This is a genomic window from Brevibacillus sp. SYP-B805 (genome assembly GCF_011059135.1).
Lineage (GTDB): Bacteria > Bacillota > Bacilli > Brevibacillales > Brevibacillaceae > Brevibacillus_F.
The window spans coordinates 27,541-45,298 of the sequence record NZ_JAALGD010000019.1; the positions used below are offsets into that span (position 1 = coordinate 27,541).

General features: G+C 55.6%; 18 protein-coding genes and 2 other annotated features (1 of these 20 cut by a window edge). All 18 genes read left to right on the top strand.

The window, feature by feature from the left end:
- Window positions 1-181: a binding site (T-box leader), on the top strand (it extends 70 nt beyond the left edge of the window).
- 83 nt (window positions 182-264) lie between these two features.
- The 18 genes from cysE to rpsL all read left to right on the top strand — a co-directional run bounded on the left by cysE (window position 265) and on the right by rpsL (window position 17,715).
- On the top strand, window positions 265-939 hold the full coding sequence (gene cysE / locus G3578_RS18640; protein ID WP_165214781.1) for a serine O-acetyltransferase: 675 nt from the start codon (window positions 265-267) through the stop codon (window positions 937-939).
- Window positions 920-2,326, top strand: a complete 1,407-nt coding sequence (gene cysS, locus G3578_RS18645) for a cysteine--tRNA ligase (protein ID WP_165214784.1) — start codon at window positions 920-922, stop codon at window positions 2,324-2,326. Before cysE ends, cysS begins: the two co-directional genes overlap by 20 nt.
- A gap of 17 nt (window positions 2,327-2,343) precedes the next feature.
- Entirely contained in the window at window positions 2,344-2,754 is a 411-nt protein-coding gene (locus tag G3578_RS18650; RefSeq protein ID WP_165214787.1) for a Mini-ribonuclease 3, read from the top strand.
- Entirely contained in the window at window positions 2,751-3,506 is a 756-nt protein-coding gene (gene rlmB / locus G3578_RS18655; protein WP_165214790.1) for a 23S rRNA (guanosine(2251)-2'-O)-methyltransferase RlmB, read from the top strand. Before G3578_RS18650 ends, rlmB begins: the two co-directional genes overlap by 4 nt.
- 1 nt (window position 3,507) lies before the next feature.
- A complete protein-coding gene (locus G3578_RS18660) occupies window positions 3,508-4,038 on the top strand; it encodes an NYN domain-containing protein (protein WP_165214792.1) in 531 nt (176 codons plus the stop codon).
- Window positions 4,039-4,119: 81 nt separating this feature from the next.
- The gene (gene sigH, locus G3578_RS18665; RefSeq protein ID WP_165214795.1) at window positions 4,120-4,770 is read left to right on the top strand and encodes an RNA polymerase sporulation sigma factor SigH; all 651 of its coding nucleotides are present in this window, start codon (window positions 4,120-4,122) and stop codon (window positions 4,768-4,770) included.
- Window positions 4,771-5,068: 298 nt separating this feature from the next.
- Window positions 5,069-5,218, top strand: coding sequence for a 50S ribosomal protein L33 (rpmG, locus tag G3578_RS18670; protein ID WP_165214798.1), 150 nt, complete (start codon window positions 5,069-5,071; stop codon window positions 5,216-5,218).
- Complete coding sequence (gene secE / locus G3578_RS18675; protein WP_346774038.1) at window positions 5,218-5,466, top strand: preprotein translocase subunit SecE; 249 nt, start codon at window positions 5,218-5,220, stop codon at window positions 5,464-5,466. Before rpmG ends, secE begins: the two co-directional genes overlap by 1 nt.
- Window positions 5,467-5,514: 48 nt before the next feature.
- Complete coding sequence (gene nusG, locus G3578_RS18680) at window positions 5,515-6,051, top strand: transcription termination/antitermination protein NusG (protein ID WP_165214804.1); 537 nt, start codon at window positions 5,515-5,517, stop codon at window positions 6,049-6,051.
- Between the two features lie 193 nt (window positions 6,052-6,244).
- Entirely contained in the window at window positions 6,245-6,670 is a 426-nt protein-coding gene (gene rplK, locus G3578_RS18685) for a 50S ribosomal protein L11 (protein ID WP_165214807.1), read from the top strand.
- A 94-nt stretch (window positions 6,671-6,764) separates the two neighbouring features.
- Window positions 6,765-7,448 carry a 50S ribosomal protein L1 gene (gene rplA / locus G3578_RS18690; protein ID WP_165214810.1) on the top strand — a complete coding sequence of 228 codons (684 nt, stop codon included), beginning with the start codon at window positions 6,765-6,767 and terminating at the stop codon, window positions 7,446-7,448.
- A 47-nt stretch (window positions 7,449-7,495) separates the two neighbouring features.
- Window positions 7,496-7,653: a sequence feature (ribosomal protein L10 leader region), on the top strand.
- Between the two features lie 26 nt (window positions 7,654-7,679).
- Window positions 7,680-8,195 carry a 50S ribosomal protein L10 gene (rplJ, locus tag G3578_RS18695; RefSeq protein WP_165214813.1) on the top strand — a complete coding sequence of 172 codons (516 nt, stop codon included), beginning with the start codon at window positions 7,680-7,682 and terminating at the stop codon, window positions 8,193-8,195.
- Between the two features lie 41 nt (window positions 8,196-8,236).
- Window positions 8,237-8,602 carry a 50S ribosomal protein L7/L12 gene (gene rplL / locus G3578_RS18700; protein WP_165214816.1) on the top strand — a complete coding sequence of 122 codons (366 nt, stop codon included), beginning with the start codon at window positions 8,237-8,239 and terminating at the stop codon, window positions 8,600-8,602.
- An 83-nt stretch (window positions 8,603-8,685) separates the two neighbouring features.
- Window positions 8,686-9,291, top strand: a complete 606-nt coding sequence (locus G3578_RS18705; RefSeq protein WP_165214819.1) for a methyltransferase — start codon at window positions 8,686-8,688, stop codon at window positions 9,289-9,291.
- Window positions 9,292-9,534: 243 nt separating this feature from the next.
- Entirely contained in the window at window positions 9,535-13,074 is a 3,540-nt protein-coding gene (gene rpoB, locus G3578_RS18710) for a DNA-directed RNA polymerase subunit beta (protein ID WP_165214822.1), read from the top strand.
- Between the two features lie 28 nt (window positions 13,075-13,102).
- The gene (rpoC, locus tag G3578_RS18715) at window positions 13,103-16,732 is read left to right on the top strand and encodes a DNA-directed RNA polymerase subunit beta' (RefSeq protein ID WP_165214825.1); all 3,630 of its coding nucleotides are present in this window, start codon (window positions 13,103-13,105) and stop codon (window positions 16,730-16,732) included.
- Window positions 16,733-16,898: 166 nt separating this feature from the next.
- Window positions 16,899-17,153: a 50S ribosomal protein L7ae-like protein gene (locus tag G3578_RS18720; protein WP_165214828.1), complete on the top strand. Its 255-nt coding sequence runs from the start codon at window positions 16,899-16,901 to the stop codon at window positions 17,151-17,153.
- A 121-nt stretch (window positions 17,154-17,274) separates the two neighbouring features.
- Entirely contained in the window at window positions 17,275-17,715 is a 441-nt protein-coding gene (gene rpsL / locus G3578_RS18725; protein WP_165214831.1) for a 30S ribosomal protein S12, read from the top strand.
- Window positions 17,716-17,758 lie beyond the last annotated feature (43 nt).

Consider the following 17,758-nt stretch of genomic DNA (forward strand, 5'->3'; position numbering starts at 1 on the left):
CGGCGTTGACATCCTGGAAATGCACCTGGGAGCTGTCGTCTGAACCCGGCTGCCTGGCCGTGAAGTAAGATGGATCGGATTCCTCCCGTTATCGAGGGTAGAGCGAGGAGATGTCAGTTTTGCTGCGGAAAAACGGACATCGCCTAAGCAGAGTGGAACCGCGGGCAAGACCGTCTCTGCGCCTTGATTCAAGGCGTCGAGGCGGCTTTTTTGGTATAGAGGAAAGTTTAGTGGCAAGGCCGTTGGAATCTGGAGGTGTTTCCGATGTGGAGAGAGATGAAAGAGGACATTCAGGCGATTTTTGAACGTGATCCGGCGGCGCGCAGCACGCTTGAAGTGATCCTGACCTATTCCGGTCTGCATGCCATTTGGGCGCATCGCATTGCCCACAGGCTCTGGAAAGCCAAATGGTACACGTTGGCGCGCGTCATTTCCCAGATATCCCGCTTTTTCACCGGCATCGAGATCCATCCGGGCGCCAAGATCGGCAAACGGCTGTTCATCGACCACGGGATGGGGGTCGTCATCGGGGAGACCTGTGAGATCGGCGATGATGTTACCATTTTCCAGGGGGTGACGCTGGGTGGAACGGGGAAAGAGAAAGGAAAGCGCCACCCCACCATCGGGAACAATGTGATCATCGCCACCGGGGCAAAAGTGCTCGGCTCGTTCAAAATCGGAGACAACTCGAAAATCGGGGCGGGCACGGTCGTGCTGGAGGAAGTGCCGCCCAACTCAACCGTTGTCGGGATCAAGGGAAAAATCGTGATTCAGGACGGCAAGCGCGTCAAATGCGACTTGGATCACGTCAATCTGCCGGACCCGGTGACGGACATGATCCGCCAGCTGCAGCGGGAGATCGAGCAGTTGCGGAAAGAAGTGAATGAGCTTCGCACCCTAAGGGAGGATCAAAAGCAGAATGAGCATTCAGTTCTATAACACGCTGACAAGACAGAAGGAAGAATTTATCCCCCTCGAACCGGGAAAAGTGAAAATGTATGTATGCGGCCCGACGGTCTACAACTACATTCATATCGGCAACGCCCGTCCGGCCGTTGTGTTTGATACGCTGCGCCGTTATCTCCGGTATCGCGGCTATGAGGTGACGTTCGTGCAGAACATCACCGACGTGGATGACAAGCTGATTCGGGCCGCCAACGAAGAGAACACCACCGTCCAGGAACTGGCGGACCGCTATACGGAAGCGTACAACCAGGATCTGGCTGCCTTAAACGTCATGCCCCCCGATATCCAACCGAGAGTCATGCAGACGATCCCGGAGATCATTCGGTTTGTGGAAGGCTTGATCGAGAAAGGCTTTGCATACGAAAGCGACGGGGATGTCTATTTCCGCACGGGACGTTTCAACGAGTACGGCAAGCTTTCCCATCAGCCGCTGGCAGAGCTGCAGGCGGGCGCGCGCGTGGAGATCAACGAGCGCAAGGAGAACCCGCTCGACTTCGCCTTGTGGAAAGCAGCCAAGCCGGGAGAGATCAGTTGGGACAGCCCGTGGGGACCGGGACGTCCGGGCTGGCATATCGAATGCTCCGCCATGGCGCTCAAATTTTTGGGAGAGTCCATCGACATTCATGCGGGCGGGACCGACCTTGTGTTTCCGCACCACGAGAATGAGATCGCCCAATCCGAGTGCCTCACGGGCAAGGTGTTTGCGCGCTATTGGCTGCACAACGGGATGCTCAACATCGACAACGAGAAAATGTCCAAGTCGCTTGGCAACTTCCTGTTGGCCCGCGACCTCATCAACCGCTATGGCGGTCAGCTGATCCGTTTCTTCCTGCTGACGGGCCATTACCGGGGGCCGATCAATTTCAGCGTCGATCTCCTGGAGCAGGCGGCAAACGGCTTGGAGCGGATCACCACCGCCTGTGCCAACGTGAAGCATCGCATGGCCACGGCCCGTGCGGAAGAGCCCAACGGCCTGGCGGCAGAACAGGAAGAGACGATCCGTTCGCTGCGCGAGCGGTTTATCGCGGAAATGGATGACGACCTCAACACCGCGAACGGCATCACCGTCCTGTTTGACGTCGTAAAGGAAGCCAATCTCTATCTGCGTCATGACAATGTGGGAATCAAGCAGCTGGAAGCATACCTCGGCCTCCTGCGGGAATTGACCGGGGTGCTCGGCCTGGAGATGGAGCGGCAGGACCAGCTGCTGGACGAGGAGATTGAACGGCTGATCGCCGAGCGGACGGAGGCCCGCAAAGCCCGCAACTTTGCCCGCGCCGACGAGATTCGCGAGATCCTGACCGCCAAAGGCATCGTGCTGGAGGATACTCCGCAGGGCGTCCGCTGGCGCCGCAAGTAAGGAGCACAACAACCGTTATGCAGAGGGAAGAGCTGACCCGCGATCCAAAATCAACCAACCCGCTGGTGCTGGCGTTTCTGGGCGATGCCACGTACGCCCACTGCGTCCGCTACCATCTGATTGCGCGCGGCCTGGTGAAACCCAACCAGCTGCACAAGGAAGCCAACCGCTACGTATCGGCCAAGGCCCAGGCACACATCCTGCTCACCCTCCTGCCCACCCTCACGGAAGAGGAGCAGGCGGTCGTCAGGAGGGGACGCAATGCCAAGTCGGGCTCGGTCGCCAAAAATGCGGATATCATCGACTACCGGCATGCGACCGCGTTTGAAGCGCTGATCGGGTACCTTTATTTGAACGGCCATGAGGACCGGCTGGCCGAGATCGTGGAACAAGCGTTTGCCATTGTGGAAGGAGTACGGAACGGATGAGTGAAGAATGGATTGTAGGCAAGAATCCGGTCATCGAAGCGCTGCGTTCCGGCCGGACGATCAACAAGATCTGGATTGCCGAAGGAGCCAACCGGAACCTGCTGGGTCCGATCTTTTCGCTGGCCCGGGAACAGGGCGTCGTGATCAGCACGGCCAACCGCAAAAAACTGGATCAGCTGAGCGGAACGGATAATCACCAGGGGGTGATTGCCTCCGTGGCAGCCTATGACTACGCGGAAGTGGACGATCTGCTCGCGCGTGCGAAAGAGAAGGGGCAGGCGCCGTTCCTGCTGATCCTCGATGAACTGGAGGACCCGCACAACCTCGGCTCCATCCTGCGCACCGCCGATGCCGTAGGGGCGCACGGCGTCATTATCCCGAAGCGGCGCTCGGTCAATCTGACCGCGACGGTGGCGAAGGCTTCGGCCGGTGCGGTGGAATACGTGCCGGTAGCGCGGGTAACCAATCTGGTGCGGACAATTGAGGAACTGAAAGAACAGGGCGTCTGGATTGCGGGGACGGACGCGTCGGCCCGCCAGGATTTTCGTGAAGGGGATTTTACCATGCCGCTCGCCCTCGTCATCGGCAGCGAAGGAAGGGGCATCAGCCGCCTGGTACGCGAAAGCTGCGACTTTCTGTTCCGCCTGCCGATGGTGGGGCACGTGACCTCTCTCAATGCCTCGGTAGCCGCAGCGCTGCTGATGTATGAGGTATTCCGCGCCCGCCATCCCTTGACGCTTAAGGTGAAGTAACATGTCTGCTCGAGGCAGGAAAGCGAAACAGCTGTTGATTGTGGACGGCTACAATATCATCGGGGCCTGGCCCGATCTGCGCGCTTTGAAAGACCAGGATCGCATGGACGAAGCGCGCGATCTGCTCATCTCCAGGCTGGCCGATTACCAAAGCTATTCCGGGATCAAAGTGGTGGTTGTCTTTGACGCGTATACGGTTCCGGGGATCGGCCGCCAGATGAAGGATTACCAGATTGACATCTACTTTACGGCGGAAAAGGAGACAGCGGACGAAAAAATCGAGAAGCTCGTTGCCGACTATTATGAAAAAAATCGACAAATCTATGTCGCGACGTCGGATTATACCTCGCAATGGGTGATCTTCGGCCAGGGGGCGCTGCGCAAATCGGCCCGGGAGCTGCTGATAGACATCGAAAGCGTAGGCAAGGAAATCGCAGAGCAGGTGAAAAAAACGCAAGAAGAACGGTTCTCCACCCGGATTACGCTGAATGAGGAAATCGCAAAAATTTTCGAAAAATGGAGAAGGGAATAAAAGAGAGTTTGTTGACGCTTTTTTACGGCGTCATGTATAATAACTCTATCGCGTGGGAAATCAGTTGCCGGAGGGATGGTCGTGAGCGTTGACCTCAAGGAGTTGAAACATACCCAGTATGAACTGATGTCCGATGAAGAAGTAGTTGACCTGGTACGAGATGACGACGCCGAGGCTTTGGAGTACCTGATCCACAAATACAAAAACTTCGTTCGCGCCAAGGCGCGCTCCTACTTTCTGATCGGAGCGGACCGGGAAGATATCGTGCAGGAAGGCATGATCGGGCTGTACAAGTCCATCCGGGATTTTCGGGGGGACAAGCTGACGTCATTCAAGGCATTTGCCGAGCTGTGCATCACGCGTCAGATCATTACCGCGATCAAGACGGCAACCCGCCAGAAGCATATACCGTTGAACTCTTACGTATCGTTGGACAAGCCTATCTATGACGAAGATTCCGATCGTACCTTGCTGGATGTTATCTGCGGCACGAAAGTGACCGATCCGGAAGAGCTGTTTATCAATCGGGAAGAGTTCGATGATATCGAGGGCAAGATCAGCGAGATCCTGAGCGAGCTGGAGCGTCAGGTGCTGATGCTGTATCTGGATGGACGGTCGTATCAGCAAATCGCCGAGGAGCTGAATCGGCACGTGAAATCGATCGACAATGCGCTCCAGCGGGTCAAACGCAAACTGGAACGTTATCTGGAAGGCAGGGAGATTCATCTGTAAAGCAGGAATCTCTCTCTTTTTTTCTTCCTGATGTGATCTATTCGATGTTGGTGTCGAAATTCCTGTTTTCTTGTCAAAAAAATTTCGGGAAAGATTGGGAGCAAACAACCTGTTTGTTGTCAAGACGTTTTGTTGACATGGACGGGATGGTGTGATAAATTTGACTAGGTAGCCATAGAGTTTCTTCTATGGTTACTTCTTTGAGATGGTTCAGGAAAAAAGTAGCGGTTTTTTCCCGGCTGTTTTTTTATTTTGCTTTGAAAAAATGCAGGTTTGAAATGAGACGGAGGTGGCAATGATGCGAGTAAATATAACGTTGGCGTGCACCGAATGCGGTGAGCGTAACTATATCTCCACGAAGAACAAGCGTACCAACCCGGAACGCATCGAGCTGAAAAAATACTGCTCCCGCGACAAAAAGCATACCCTTCACCGCGAGACGAAATAATCATGGCTGCGACGAAGTCTGGGGGTGGCAGAGTGGGTTTCCTGGCTAGAATCGGAGCAGGGTTTCGCCGGACGGGTGAGTTTTTCGGCGACGTCATATCCGAGCTGAAAAAAGTCCGTTGGCCGAACCGCAAAGAGCTGACCACCTATACGGTGGTTGTGCTGGTGACGGTTTTGCTGTTATCGGTGTTTTTCTGGTTGATTGATCTGGGGATCTCTTACCTGATCGACCTGATCTTGAAGAAGTAGTGACAATCGGTATCTGGGAGGGACGGACGGGTTAGCGTCCTTGTTGATATGGAAAAAGCTTGGTATGTCGTTCATACCTACTCCGGGTATGAGAACAAGGTGAAGACGAATCTGGAGAAACGCGTTGAGTCGATGGGCATGGAAGACAAGATTTTCCGCGTCCTCGTGCCTACGGAAGAAGAAGTAGAAACGAAGGACGGCAAAAAACGCACCGTCACGAAAAAGGTGTTTCCCGGTTACGTTCTTGTTGAAATGGTGATGACCGACGACTCGTGGTATGTCGTGCGCAACACCCCTGGAGTAACGGGCTTTGTCGGATCTGCAGGGGCAGGTTCCAAGCCGACCCCGCTGCGCCCGGAAGAAGCGGACGCCATTCTCCGCCAGATGGGCATTGAAATGCCGAAAGTCAGGGTCGATTTTGCGCTCCATGACATGGTGCGCGTAACGGAAGGGCCGTTTGCGGGCCGTTCCGGAGAGATCATCGAGATTCAGCCGGATCGCCAGAAGGTGCGCGTGCTGGTGGATATCTTCGGCCGCGAAACGCCGGTGGAACTTGACTTTATCCAAGTTCACAAATTGGATTAGGATTGATATTGAAAAGTACCCCATCCTTGTGGTACATTTCAATTTGGTTTTCCAACCATCATTCATGAAGATGCGGTTTCCCGTACTCTCACTATAGATCTGGAACGTCTTACATACGTGAAGACTTCCGCACAATCGGTGGGAGGGGGCGTTCCCCCGCATAACCACAATCGAAGCAAGGAGGTGTCCTTACGTGGCGAAAAAGGTAATCCGCGTAATTAAACTACAAATCCCGGCAGGTAAAGCGAACCCTGCACCTCCAGTTGGTCCGGCTCTCGGTCAAGCTGGTGTGAACATCATGGGCTTCTGCAAAGAGTTCAACGCTCGTACGGAAAGCGAAGCAGGAATGATCATTCCGGTAGAAATTACCGTTTATGAAGACCGTTCCTTCACTTTCATTACGAAAACCCCGCCGGCTGCGGTGCTGCTGAAAAAAGCTGCCGGTATCGAATCCGGTTCCGGTGTGCCGAACAAGACCAAGGTTGCTACGCTGAAACGCGACAAGGTACGCGAAATCGCCGTGCTGAAGCAGCCTGATCTGAATGCGGCATCCGTGGAAGCGGCCATGCGCATGATCGAAGGTACCGCCCGTTCCATGGGTATCGTCATCGAAGACTAATCATCGCTGTCTGTCGCGGGGTACAGGACCTGTACCCCGCGTTTGTGGGAGGATTAAACCGCTACGACCACAAATGAAGGGAGAAAGACAAACAATGCCAAAACGTGGGAAGAAATATCAAGAGGCTGCAAAGCTGATTGACAAGAACAAGGTATATGAAGTAACCGAAGCCATCGAGCTCGTGAAAAAGGCGGCGTCCGCCAAATTCGACGAGACCGTGGAAGCGGCATTCCGTCTGGGTGTAGACCCGAAGCGTGCCGACCAGCAAATCCGCGGTGCGGTTGTGCTGCCGCATGGTACCGGTAAAGTGCAGCGCGTCCTCGTTTTCGCCAAGGGCGAAAAGGCAAAAGAAGCGGAAGCTGCCGGTGCTGACTATGTCGGCGATGCAGATCTGATCGCCAAAATCCAAGGCGGTTGGTTCGACTTCGACGTAGTGGTGGCAACCCCTGACATGATGGGTGAAGTAGGGAAGCTGGGCCGTGTGCTCGGTCCGAAAGGGCTCATGCCGAACCCGAAAACCGGTACCGTTACGTTCGATGTAGCGAAAGCCGTCAACGAGATCAAGGCGGGTAAAATCGAGTACCGCGTTGACAAGGCCGGCAACATCCACGCGCCGATCGGAAAAGTCTCTTTCGATACCGAGAAGCTGGCTGAGAACCTGGCTGCCCTGACCGAAGCGCTGAACCGCGCGAAACCGGCAGCGGCCAAGGGCGTTTACATGAAAAACGTTTCCATCAGCTCCACGATGGGTCCTGGCGTTCGCGTCGCTGTAAAATAATTGCACTTGACTTCCTTGAGTGAAGTTGTTACGATAGAGCCTGTTGATAAAAGAATCGTGTCATGCCGTAGACAGAAGGTGCCGGCTTGCTTGCAGGCCGTGCTTAATATCCCTCCGAGGCGTGTAATGGACAGTGAAAACGATTGTTTTCATGCGTGATACATTATGCCCTCGTATGTCTGCGAGGGCCTTTTCTTTTTGACCAGGTTTGACGCACGGGAGGTGTAAATCATGGCAGAAATTCGTCCTACCGTTATTCGTGAAGAAAAAGTTCAAACGATTAACGAGATCGCTACAAAGCTGCGCGAGAGCCAAACCACGGTTGTGGCTGACTACCGCGGTCTGACAGTGGCGCAAGTGACCGAACTCCGCAAACAACTGCGCGAAGCAGGCGTTGAGTTCAAAGTGTACAAAAACACGCTGACTCGTCTGGCGACAGCGAAGGAAAACCTGACCGAGCTGGATCAATACCTGACGGGTCCGAACGCGATTGCGTTCTCGGCGACTGATGTGATTGCGCCGGCAAAAATTCTGGCTGAGTTTGCGAAGAAAAACGAGAAGCTGGAAATCAAAGGCGGCGTAATCGAAGGGAAAGTAGTGGGCGCTGATCAAATCAAGGCGCTGGCTGCACTGCCGTCCCGCGAAGGTCTCCTTTCCATGCTGCTCAGCGTGCTGCAAGCACCGGTTCGCAACTTCGCGCTTGCAGTCAAAGCGGTGGCAGAGCAAAAAGAAGGCCAAGGCGCGTAATCAATCTTATGAAATTAATCTCGTGATGGGAGGATAACAAAATGAGCAAAGAGCAAATCCTGGAAGCGATCAAAAGCATGTCCGTTCTGGAACTGAACGAACTGGTTAAAGCCATCGAGGAAGAATTCGGCGTAACCGCTGCTGCTCCGGTAGCGGTAGTAGCTGGCGGCGGCGCTGCTGAAGCAGCTGCTGAGCAAACGGAATTCACCGTGAACCTGGTAAGCGGCGGCGCTTCCAAAATCAACGTTATCAAGGTTGTTCGCGAGCTGACCGGTCTGGGCCTGAAAGAAGCAAAAGACCTGGTAGACAACGCTCCGAAAACGCTCAAAGAAGGCGTATCCAAAGAAGAAGCCGAATCCATCAAAGCAAAACTCGAAGAAGCTGGCGCAACTGTCGAAATCAAGTAAGTTGAGTTACTGCTGGCGGAAACAACCCCTTGCCTATGGCAGGGGGTTTTTGCATAGCAGACAGCATGAAAGGGGATTAACCCGTGACCAACCATTACTTCTCCCAACATCCAGACGCCCGTCATGACGAGCAGGAGTTTACGTTTGAACTGCGCGGCTTTTCCCTGCGCTTTGTCACAGATGCCGGCGTGTTTTCCCGGGACCGGATCGATTTTGGCAGCGTGCTGCTGATCGAGACCATGCAGATTCCGCGTGCCGCACGGGTCCTGGATGTGGGCTGCGGATACGGTCCGATCGGGTTGGTTGCCGCCAAGCTGGCGGATCAAGGCAGCGTCACCATGATCGACATCAATGAGCGGGCGGTATCGCTGGCGCGCCGCAACGCCGCACAAAATGCCATCCGCAATGTAGAGATTCGGGTGAGCGATCTGTACAGCGAAGTGAGTGACCAAACCTTCGACGTGATTTTGACCAACCCGCCGATTCGGGCCGGCAAGGAGACGGTTCACCGGATTTTTACGGAAGGGCACGCGCTGCTGGTTCCCGGCGGAGAGTTGTGGGTCGTGATCCAAAAGAAGCAGGGGGCCCCTTCCGCCCGGAAAAAACTGGAGGAAACCTACGCTCGCGTGGAGGAAGTGGAGAGGAGCAAAGGATATCACATCTTCCGCGCCATCAAAGAAGAAATGTAATTCGCCCTTGACGCAAAAAAGTGGTTGTGATAACATTGTAAAATGTCAATATGGGTATGTATGCTATTTTTTGCTATTCCCTGCTTTGTCAACCCTTTTCTTCTTTATATAAACAAGGAGGAATGCAGGTGTAAATAGTTGGGAAATCTTTTAAAATAGAGGTTTTTTGGGTTAAAAATGGTGTTCCTGGTTTAACCCATTTTTATTTTTGTGTGTATGCACAGAAACTGAGGGGTGAATGAGTTGGCAGGTAAAGTGATTCAATGCGGCCGACACCGCCAGCGTCGCACGTATTCGCGCATTAACGAAGTACTGGGTCTGCCGAATCTGATCGAGATTCAGCAGAAATCGTATCAATGGTTCCTGGACGAAGGCCTGCGGGAAATGTTCCAGGACATTTCTCCCATTCAGGATTTCACCGGCAATCTCGTTCTTGAATTCATTGATTACAGTTTGGGAGAACCCAAGTACGATGTGGATGAGTCAAAGGAACGTGACGTTACCTATGCGGCCCCGCTGCGGGTAAAAGTGCGTCTTTTGAACAAGGAAACGGGTGAAGTGAAGGAACAGGAAGTGTTCATGGGCGATTTCCCGCTGATGACCGAAACCGGGACCTTCATCATCAACGGCGCTGAACGTGTCATCGTCAGTCAGCTCGTTCGATCTCCAAGCGTGTATTACAACCAGAAAGTCGACAAAAACGGCAAACATACCTATACCGCAACGGTCATTCCGAACCGCGGCGCCTGGCTGGAGCTGGAGACGGATGCGAAAGATGTGATTTACGTCCGCATCGACCGCACCCGCAAAATTCCGGTGACCGTCCTGCTGCGCGCCCTCGGCTTCAGCTCCGATGTGGAGATTCTGAACTTGCTTGGGGAAGATGAATATATCAAAAACACCCTGGAGAAGGACAACACCGACTCGACAGAGAAAGCGCTCATCGAAATCTATGAGCGTCTGCGTCCGGGCGAGCCGCCGACCATCGAGAATGCGAAGAGCCTGCTCGTTTCGCGTTTCTTCGATCCGAAGCGCTACGACCTGGCTTCTGTCGGGCGTTATAAAATGAACAAAAAGCTTCATATCAAAAACCGCCTGTATAACCAGCGTTTGGCGGAAACCCTGGTGGATACCAGAACCGGTGAAATCATCGCCGAAGCCGGGCAGATCATCGACCGCCGCCTGATGGACCGGATTCTGCCGGCGCTGGAAGAGAGCGTAGGCTTCATGGATGTCCGCACCCACGGCGGCATTCTGGAAGAGAATGTGATCCGGCTGCAGTCGATCAACATTTTCTCGCCGAATGAAGACGGCAAGATCATCAAGGTGATCGGCAACGGCAACGTGGACAAATCGATCAAGCACATCACGCCTGCAGATATTGTGGCCTCCATTAACTACTTTATCAACCTGCTGCACGGCGTGGGCAATACGGACGATATCGACCACCTCGGCAACCGTCGCCTCCGTTCCGTGGGCGAACTGCTGCAGAACCAGTTCCGCATCGGTCTCTCCCGGATGGAGCGCGTGGTGCGCGAGCGCATGTCGATCCAGGACCAGAACCAGATCACGCCGCAAGCGCTGATTAACATCCGCCCGGTCATCGCGGCGATCAAGGAGTTCTTCGGCAGCTCCCAGCTGTCCCAGTTCATGGATCAGACCAACCCGCTTGCCGAGCTGACGCACAAGCGCCGTCTCTCTGCGCTGGGTCCCGGCGGTCTGACGCGGGAGCGCGCCGGTTTTGAAGTGCGCGACGTTCACCATTCGCACTATGGCCGGATGTGTCCGATTGAGACGCCGGAGGGTCCGAACATCGGTCTGATCAACTCCCTCTCCACCTATGCGCGGATCAATGACTACGGCTTTATTGAAACCCCGCGCCGCAAGGTAGATCCGGAGACGGGACGCGTGCTGGACGAGATCGTCTACCTCACCGCTGACGAAGAAGATGTGTACAACGTGGCCCAGTCCGATCAACCGCTGGATGAAGAGGGTCGTTTCATCAACGAGACCGTGATCTGCCGCCGCAAGGGCGAAAACCTGATCGTGCCGCGCGACAAGGTGGATTTCATGGACGTGTCGCCGAAACAGGTGGTCTCCGTGGCCACCGCGCTGATTCCGTTCCTGGAAAACGACGACGCCAACCGTGCGCTGATGGGATCCAACATGCAGCGGCAGGCGGTTCCGCTGCTGGTTCCGCAGGCACCGTTCGTCGGCACCGGCATGGAGCACAAGGCCGCCCAGGATTCCGGGGTGGTCATCGTGGCCCGTCACGCCGGCCAGGTTGAGCGTGTGACGGCGCGGGAGATCTGGATTCGCCGGTATAAAGAGATTGACGGCAGGAAGGTAGCCGGCGATTTGGACAAATACAAGCTGCATAAGTTTATCCGTTCCAACCAGGGAACATGCATCAACCAGCGCCCGATCGTCAAGAAAGGCGACTGGGTGGAAGCCGGCGATATCGTGGCGGACGGTCCGTCCACCGAAAAAGGGGAACTGGCGCTTGGCCGCAACGTGATCGTCGCCTTCATGACATGGGAAGGGTACAACTACGAAGACGCCATCCTGCTGAGCGAGAAGCTGGTAAAAGACGATGTATACACGTCGATTCACATTGAAGAGTACGAATCCGAGGCCCGCGACACCAAGCTGGGTCCGGAGGAAATCACGCGCGACATCCCGAACGTGGGTGAAGATGCGCTGAAAAATCTCGACGAGCGCGGCATCGTGCGCGTCGGCGCGGAGATTCAAGACGGCGATATCCTCGTCGGAAAAGTAACGCCGAAGGGCGTCACCGAGCTGACCGCGGAAGAGCGCCTGCTGCATGCCATTTTCGGCGAAAAGGCGCGCGAGGTGCGCGACACCTCTCTGCGTGTGCCGCACGGCGGATCGGGCATTGTCGTGGACGTGAAGGTATTTACCCGCGAAAACGGCGACGAGCTGCCGCCTGGCGTCAATCAATTGGTACGCGTCTACATCGCGCAAAAACGGAAAATCTCCGTCGGGGATAAAATGGCGGGCCGCCACGGAAACAAAGGGGTTATCGCCCGCATCATGCCGGAGGAAGACATGCCGTTCCTGCCGGATGGCACACCGGTGGAAATCGTGCTCAATCCGTTGGGCGTGCCGTCCCGGATGAACATCGGTCAGGTATTGGAAACCCACCTGGGGATGGCGGCGAAGATGCTTGGCATCCACGTGGCGACACCGGTATTCGACGGCGCGCGGCAGGACGATGTGTTCAAGACGCTGGAAGAAGCCGGCTTGGACCGCGACGGTAAAACTATCCTGTACGACGGACGTACGGGTGAACCGTTCGACCGCCGCGTCACCGTGGGCTGCGTGTACATGCTGAAGCTGGCTCACCTGGTTGACGACAAGATCCATGCCCGTTCGACGGGTCCATACTCCCTCGTTACGCAGCAGCCGCTGGGCGGGAAAGCCCAATTCGGCGGACAGCGCTTCGGGGAGATGGAGGTTTGGGCGCTGGAAGCGTATGGTGCCGCCTACACCTTGCAGGAGATTCTCACCGTCAAATCCGACGACGTCGTGGGCCGCGTGAAAACGTACGAAGCGATTGTCAAAGGCGAAAACGTACCGGAACCAGGCGTTCCCGAATCGTTTAAGGTACTGATCAAAGAGCTGCAAAGCTTGGGGATGGATGTCAAAATCCTCTCCGAAGACGAGCGTGAGATTGAGATGCGCGAGATCGAGGACGAGGATGAAGGAAGCGGCGAAAAACTGAACCTCGTGCTTGAAGGTGGAAGCTTGGACGAAGAGTAAGATTCCGGTACAAGGGAGGTAACGCCCTGTGATTGACGTTAACAATTTTGAATACATGAAGATCGGTTTGGCTTCCCCGGACAAAATCCGTTCCTGGTCTTTCGGAGAAGTGAAAAAACCGGAAACGATCAACTACCGCACGCTGAAACCGGAAAAAGACGGCCTGTTCTGCGAGCGCATCTTCGGTCCGACCAAGGACTGGGAATGCCACTGCGGCAAGTACAAGCGCGTCCGCTACAAAGGGGTCGTGTGCGATCGCTGCGGCGTGGAAGTGACCCGCGCCAAGGTGCGTCGTGAGCGGATGGGGCACATTGAACTGGCTGCCCCTGTCTCTCACATCTGGTATTTCAAAGGGATCCCCAGCCGGATGGGGCTTGTGCTCGACATGTCCCCCCGTTCGCTGGAGGAAGTGATCTATTTCGCATCCTATGTGGTGACCGATCCGGGCGATACGCCGCTCGACAAGAAGCAGCTGCTGTCTGAGAAAGAGTACCGCAACTATCGTGAAAAATACGGCTATGCCTTCCAGGCGATGATGGGGGCTGAAGCGATCAAGCGCCTGCTCCAGGAAATCGATCTGGACAAAGAAGTGGAGCATCTGAAAGAAGAGCTGAAAACCGCGCAGGGCCAGCGCCGCAACCGTGCGATCAAGCGTCTGGAAGTGCTGGAGGCGTTCCGCAACTCCGGCAACCGTCCGGAGTGGATGGTCATGGACGTCCTGCCGGTAATTCCGCCGGAGCTGCGTCCGATGGTGCAATTGGACGGGGGCCGTTTTGCCACATCCGACTTGAACGACCTGTACCGCCGCGTGATCAACCGGAACAATCGTCTGAAGCGTCTCCTCGAACTGGGCGCGCCGGACATCATCGTCCAAAACGAGAAGCGCATGCTGCAGGAGGCGGTGGACGCCCTGATCGACAACGGCCGCCGCGGCCGTCCGGTTACCGGACCCGGCAACCGTCCGCTCAAGTCGCTCAGCCACATGCTGAAGGGAAAACAAGGGCGCTTCCGTCAAAACCTGCTGGGTAAGCGCGTGGACTACTCCGGCCGTTCCGTAATCGTCGTCGGACCGAATCTGAAGATGTATCAGTGCGGTCTGCCGAAGGAAATGGCGCTGGAGCTGTTCAAGCCATTTGTAATGAAAGAGCTGGTGGCCAAAGGGCTTGCCCATAACATCAAGAGCGCGAAGCGGAAAGTGGAGCGCGTGCAGCCGGAAGTGTGGGACGTACTGGAAGACGTGATCCGCGAGCATCCGGTCCTGTTGAACCGCGCCCCCACGCTGCACAGACTGGGGATTCAGGCATTCGAGCCGGTGCTGGTGGAAGGCCGCGCCATCCGTCTCCATCCGCTGGTATGTACCGCATACAACGCGGACTTCGACGGTGACCAAATGGCCGTTCACGTGCCGCTGTCCGCAGAAGCGCAGGCGGAAGCGCGCATCCTGATGCTGGCTGCCCAAAACATCCTGAACCCGAAAGACGGCAAACCGGTCGTCACTCCGTCCCAGGACATGGTGCTCGGTTCGTACTACCTGACCCTGGAGCGGGAAGGCGACAAGGGCGAGGGCTCCGTCTTCCGCGATCCGCACGATGCGATTGCGGCCTATCAAAACGGCTATATCAGCCTGCATACACGCATCGCCGTTCCGGCCAAAAGCCTGGGGAAAACCTCGTTTACCCCGGAACAGGAAAAGGCGCTCCTGTTTACCACGGTCGGCAAGATCATCTTCAACGAGATCTTCCCGCCGGAGCTGCCGTATATCAATGTTCCGACCAAGGCCAACCTGCAGAACAAAGTGCCGGATGAGTACTTTGTCTTTGAAAAGGGCGTTGATCTGAAGGAATTTGCCAAGAAGCTGCCGGATCACGGCGCCGTGAAGAAAGGGTTCCTCGGCACGATCATTTCCGAATGCTTCCGCCGTTTCGGCACGACCGAGACAGCCAAAATTCTCGACAAGATCAAGGAACTGGGCTTCGCCTACTCGACGAAGGCCGGGATCACCATCGCGGTCTCCGATATCGTCGTTCCGGAGAAAAAACGGGAGATCCTGGAAGAGGCTGAAGCGAAGGTGAACACCGTCATGACGCAATACCGCCGCGGTTTGATCACCGACGACGAGCGTTATGACCGCGTCATCTCGATCTGGTCCAAAGCCAAGGATGAAGTGACCGATGTCCTCATGAAATCGATGGATAAATTTAACGCGATTTTCATGATGGCCAACTCCGGTGCGCGCGGTAACGTATCGCAGATCACCCAGCTCGCCGGCATGCGCGGTCTCATGGCGAACCCGTCCGGCCGGATCATCGAGCTGCCGATTAAATCTAACTTCCGCGAAGGTTTGACCGTATTGGAGTACTTCATCTCCACGCACGGTGCGCGGAAAGGTCTTGCCGACACCGCGCTGCGGACGGCAGACTCCGGTTATCTCACCCGCCGTCTGGTTGACGTGGCCCAGGACGTGATCGTGCGTGAGGAAGATTGCGGTACCGACAAGGGGATTCGCGTCTCGGCCATCAAGGACGGGAAGGAAGAGATCGAGAAACTGGCAGACCGGATCGTCGGCCGTACCTGCTTTGAAACCGTCCGCCATCCGGAGACCAACGAGATCCTGGTGGGTCGCAACGAAGAGATTTCGGATGAAGTGGCCGAGAAGATCGAGAAGCTGGGCATCAAGGATGTCTATATCCGGACCGTTCTGACCTGCCGGACCAGCCACGGCGTCTGCAAACGCTGCTACGGCCGCAACCTGGCGACAGGTGCGGAAGTGGAGATCGGCGAAGCGGTCGGTATCATCGCCGCCCAATCCATCGGGGAGCCGGGAACGCAGCTGACGATGCGTACCTTCCACACCGGTGGGGTTGCAGGGGACGACATCACCCAAGGTTTGCCGCGTATTCAAGAGCTGTTTGAAGCGCGCAATCCGAAAGGGCAGGCGGTTATCTCCGAGATTGACGGCGAAGTGATCGATATTCGGGAAGGCAAGGACCGCCGCGAAATCGAAGTTCGCGGGGAAGCGGAGAACAAGGTATACGCCGTTCCATACGGTTCCCGCATCAAAGTGTCGGTGGGCACCAAGCTGAGCGCCGGCGACGAGCTGACAGAGGGTTCCGTCGACCCGAAAGAGATGCTCAAGGTTCGCGGCCAGCGCGGCGTATCCAACTATATCCTGCAAGAGGTACAGAAGGTATACCGGATGCAGGGGGTAGAGATCAACGACAAGCACGTCGAGGTGATGATCCGCCAGATGCTGCGCAAACTGCGCGTCATCGACAGCGGGGATACCGATCTCCTGCCGGGTTCCTTCGTCGAAGTGCACGAGTTCGAAGCGGCGAACGCCAAGGTGCTGCTGGAAGGCAAAAATCCGGCGGTGGGCCGTCCGGTTCTCCTCGGGATTACCAAGGCGTCGCTGGAGACGGATTCTTTCCTGTCCGCCGCTTCCTTCCAGGAAACGACGCGCGTTCTTACCGATGCGGCGATCAAAGGCAAAGTGGACCGTCTGCTCGGCTTGAAAGAGAACGTGATTATCGGGAAGCTGGTGCCGGCCGGTACGGGGATGGCCCGCTATCGCGGCACCAAGGTGCTGACGCGCTCCGAATACGAGGCGCAGGCAAACAGTCAGGAACAAGCCGCTCGCGAAGCAGTGCCGGTAGAATAAGCTGCGGAAGCCCGTCCGATGCGACGGGCTTCGCTTTATTGTTCGGCGTGTGCAGGTTCTTTCAAGCGCTGCTGTTTCTTTCAATTTCCGCGTTGACTTCTTCCAAACAACCTGCTATGATATTCAAGTGTGCCTGATACTCGGTACTTTGGAGGATATGAAACTCATGTCTTATGAAAAAGTAGAGCGGGCCAAGGAGTTGACGATCGGCATCAACCAAACGATGAAGGCGATCGAAAGCAACCTCGTCCAAGAGGTGTTTATCGCAGAAGATGCCGACAAGCGTTTGACGAACAAGATCGCGCTCCTCTGTAAAGAGAAGGGTGTTCCAGTCATCTATGTAGATTCCATGCGGCGCCTGGGAAAGGCGTGTGGAATCGACGTGGGCGCGGCTGCGGCCGCGATAAAGAAAAGTGGTTAACACTGTTTTTGTCGACAGGCTGAAAGGAAGCATGTCCGCAAAAACTTTCTATTTGCCCCAAAAATGACTCACCTGGATCTGTGGTCTTGAAAACGGGTAATCAAGAAGGGAGGTCTCCATCATGCCTACAATGAACCAACTGGTCCGCAAAGGACGCAAGGCGAAGGTTGTGAAATCCAAATCCCCTGCTCTGCAGAAAGGGTACAACTCCTTCAAAAAGGAGCAAACCAACCAAAGCTCGCCGCAAAAACGCGGTGTGTGTACTCGTGTAGGTACCATGACACCGAAAAAACCGAACTCCGCTCTTCGTAAATACGCGCGTGTGCGTTTGACGAACGGGATCGAGGTTACGGCTTACATCGGTGGTATCGGTCACAACCTGCAAGAGCACAGCGTCGTCCTTGTGCGCGGCGGTCGTGTAAAAGACTTGCCGGGGGTACGTTACCACATTGTTCGCGGTGCGCTTGACACTGCCGGTGTGAACAACCGCAAGCAAGGTCGTTCCAAATACGGCACGAAGCGTCCGAAACCGGGCCAAGCAGCAGCTGGCGGCAAAAAGTAAGATTCTCGCATGAGCCCATCATGCTATGGAAAATATCTTAAAA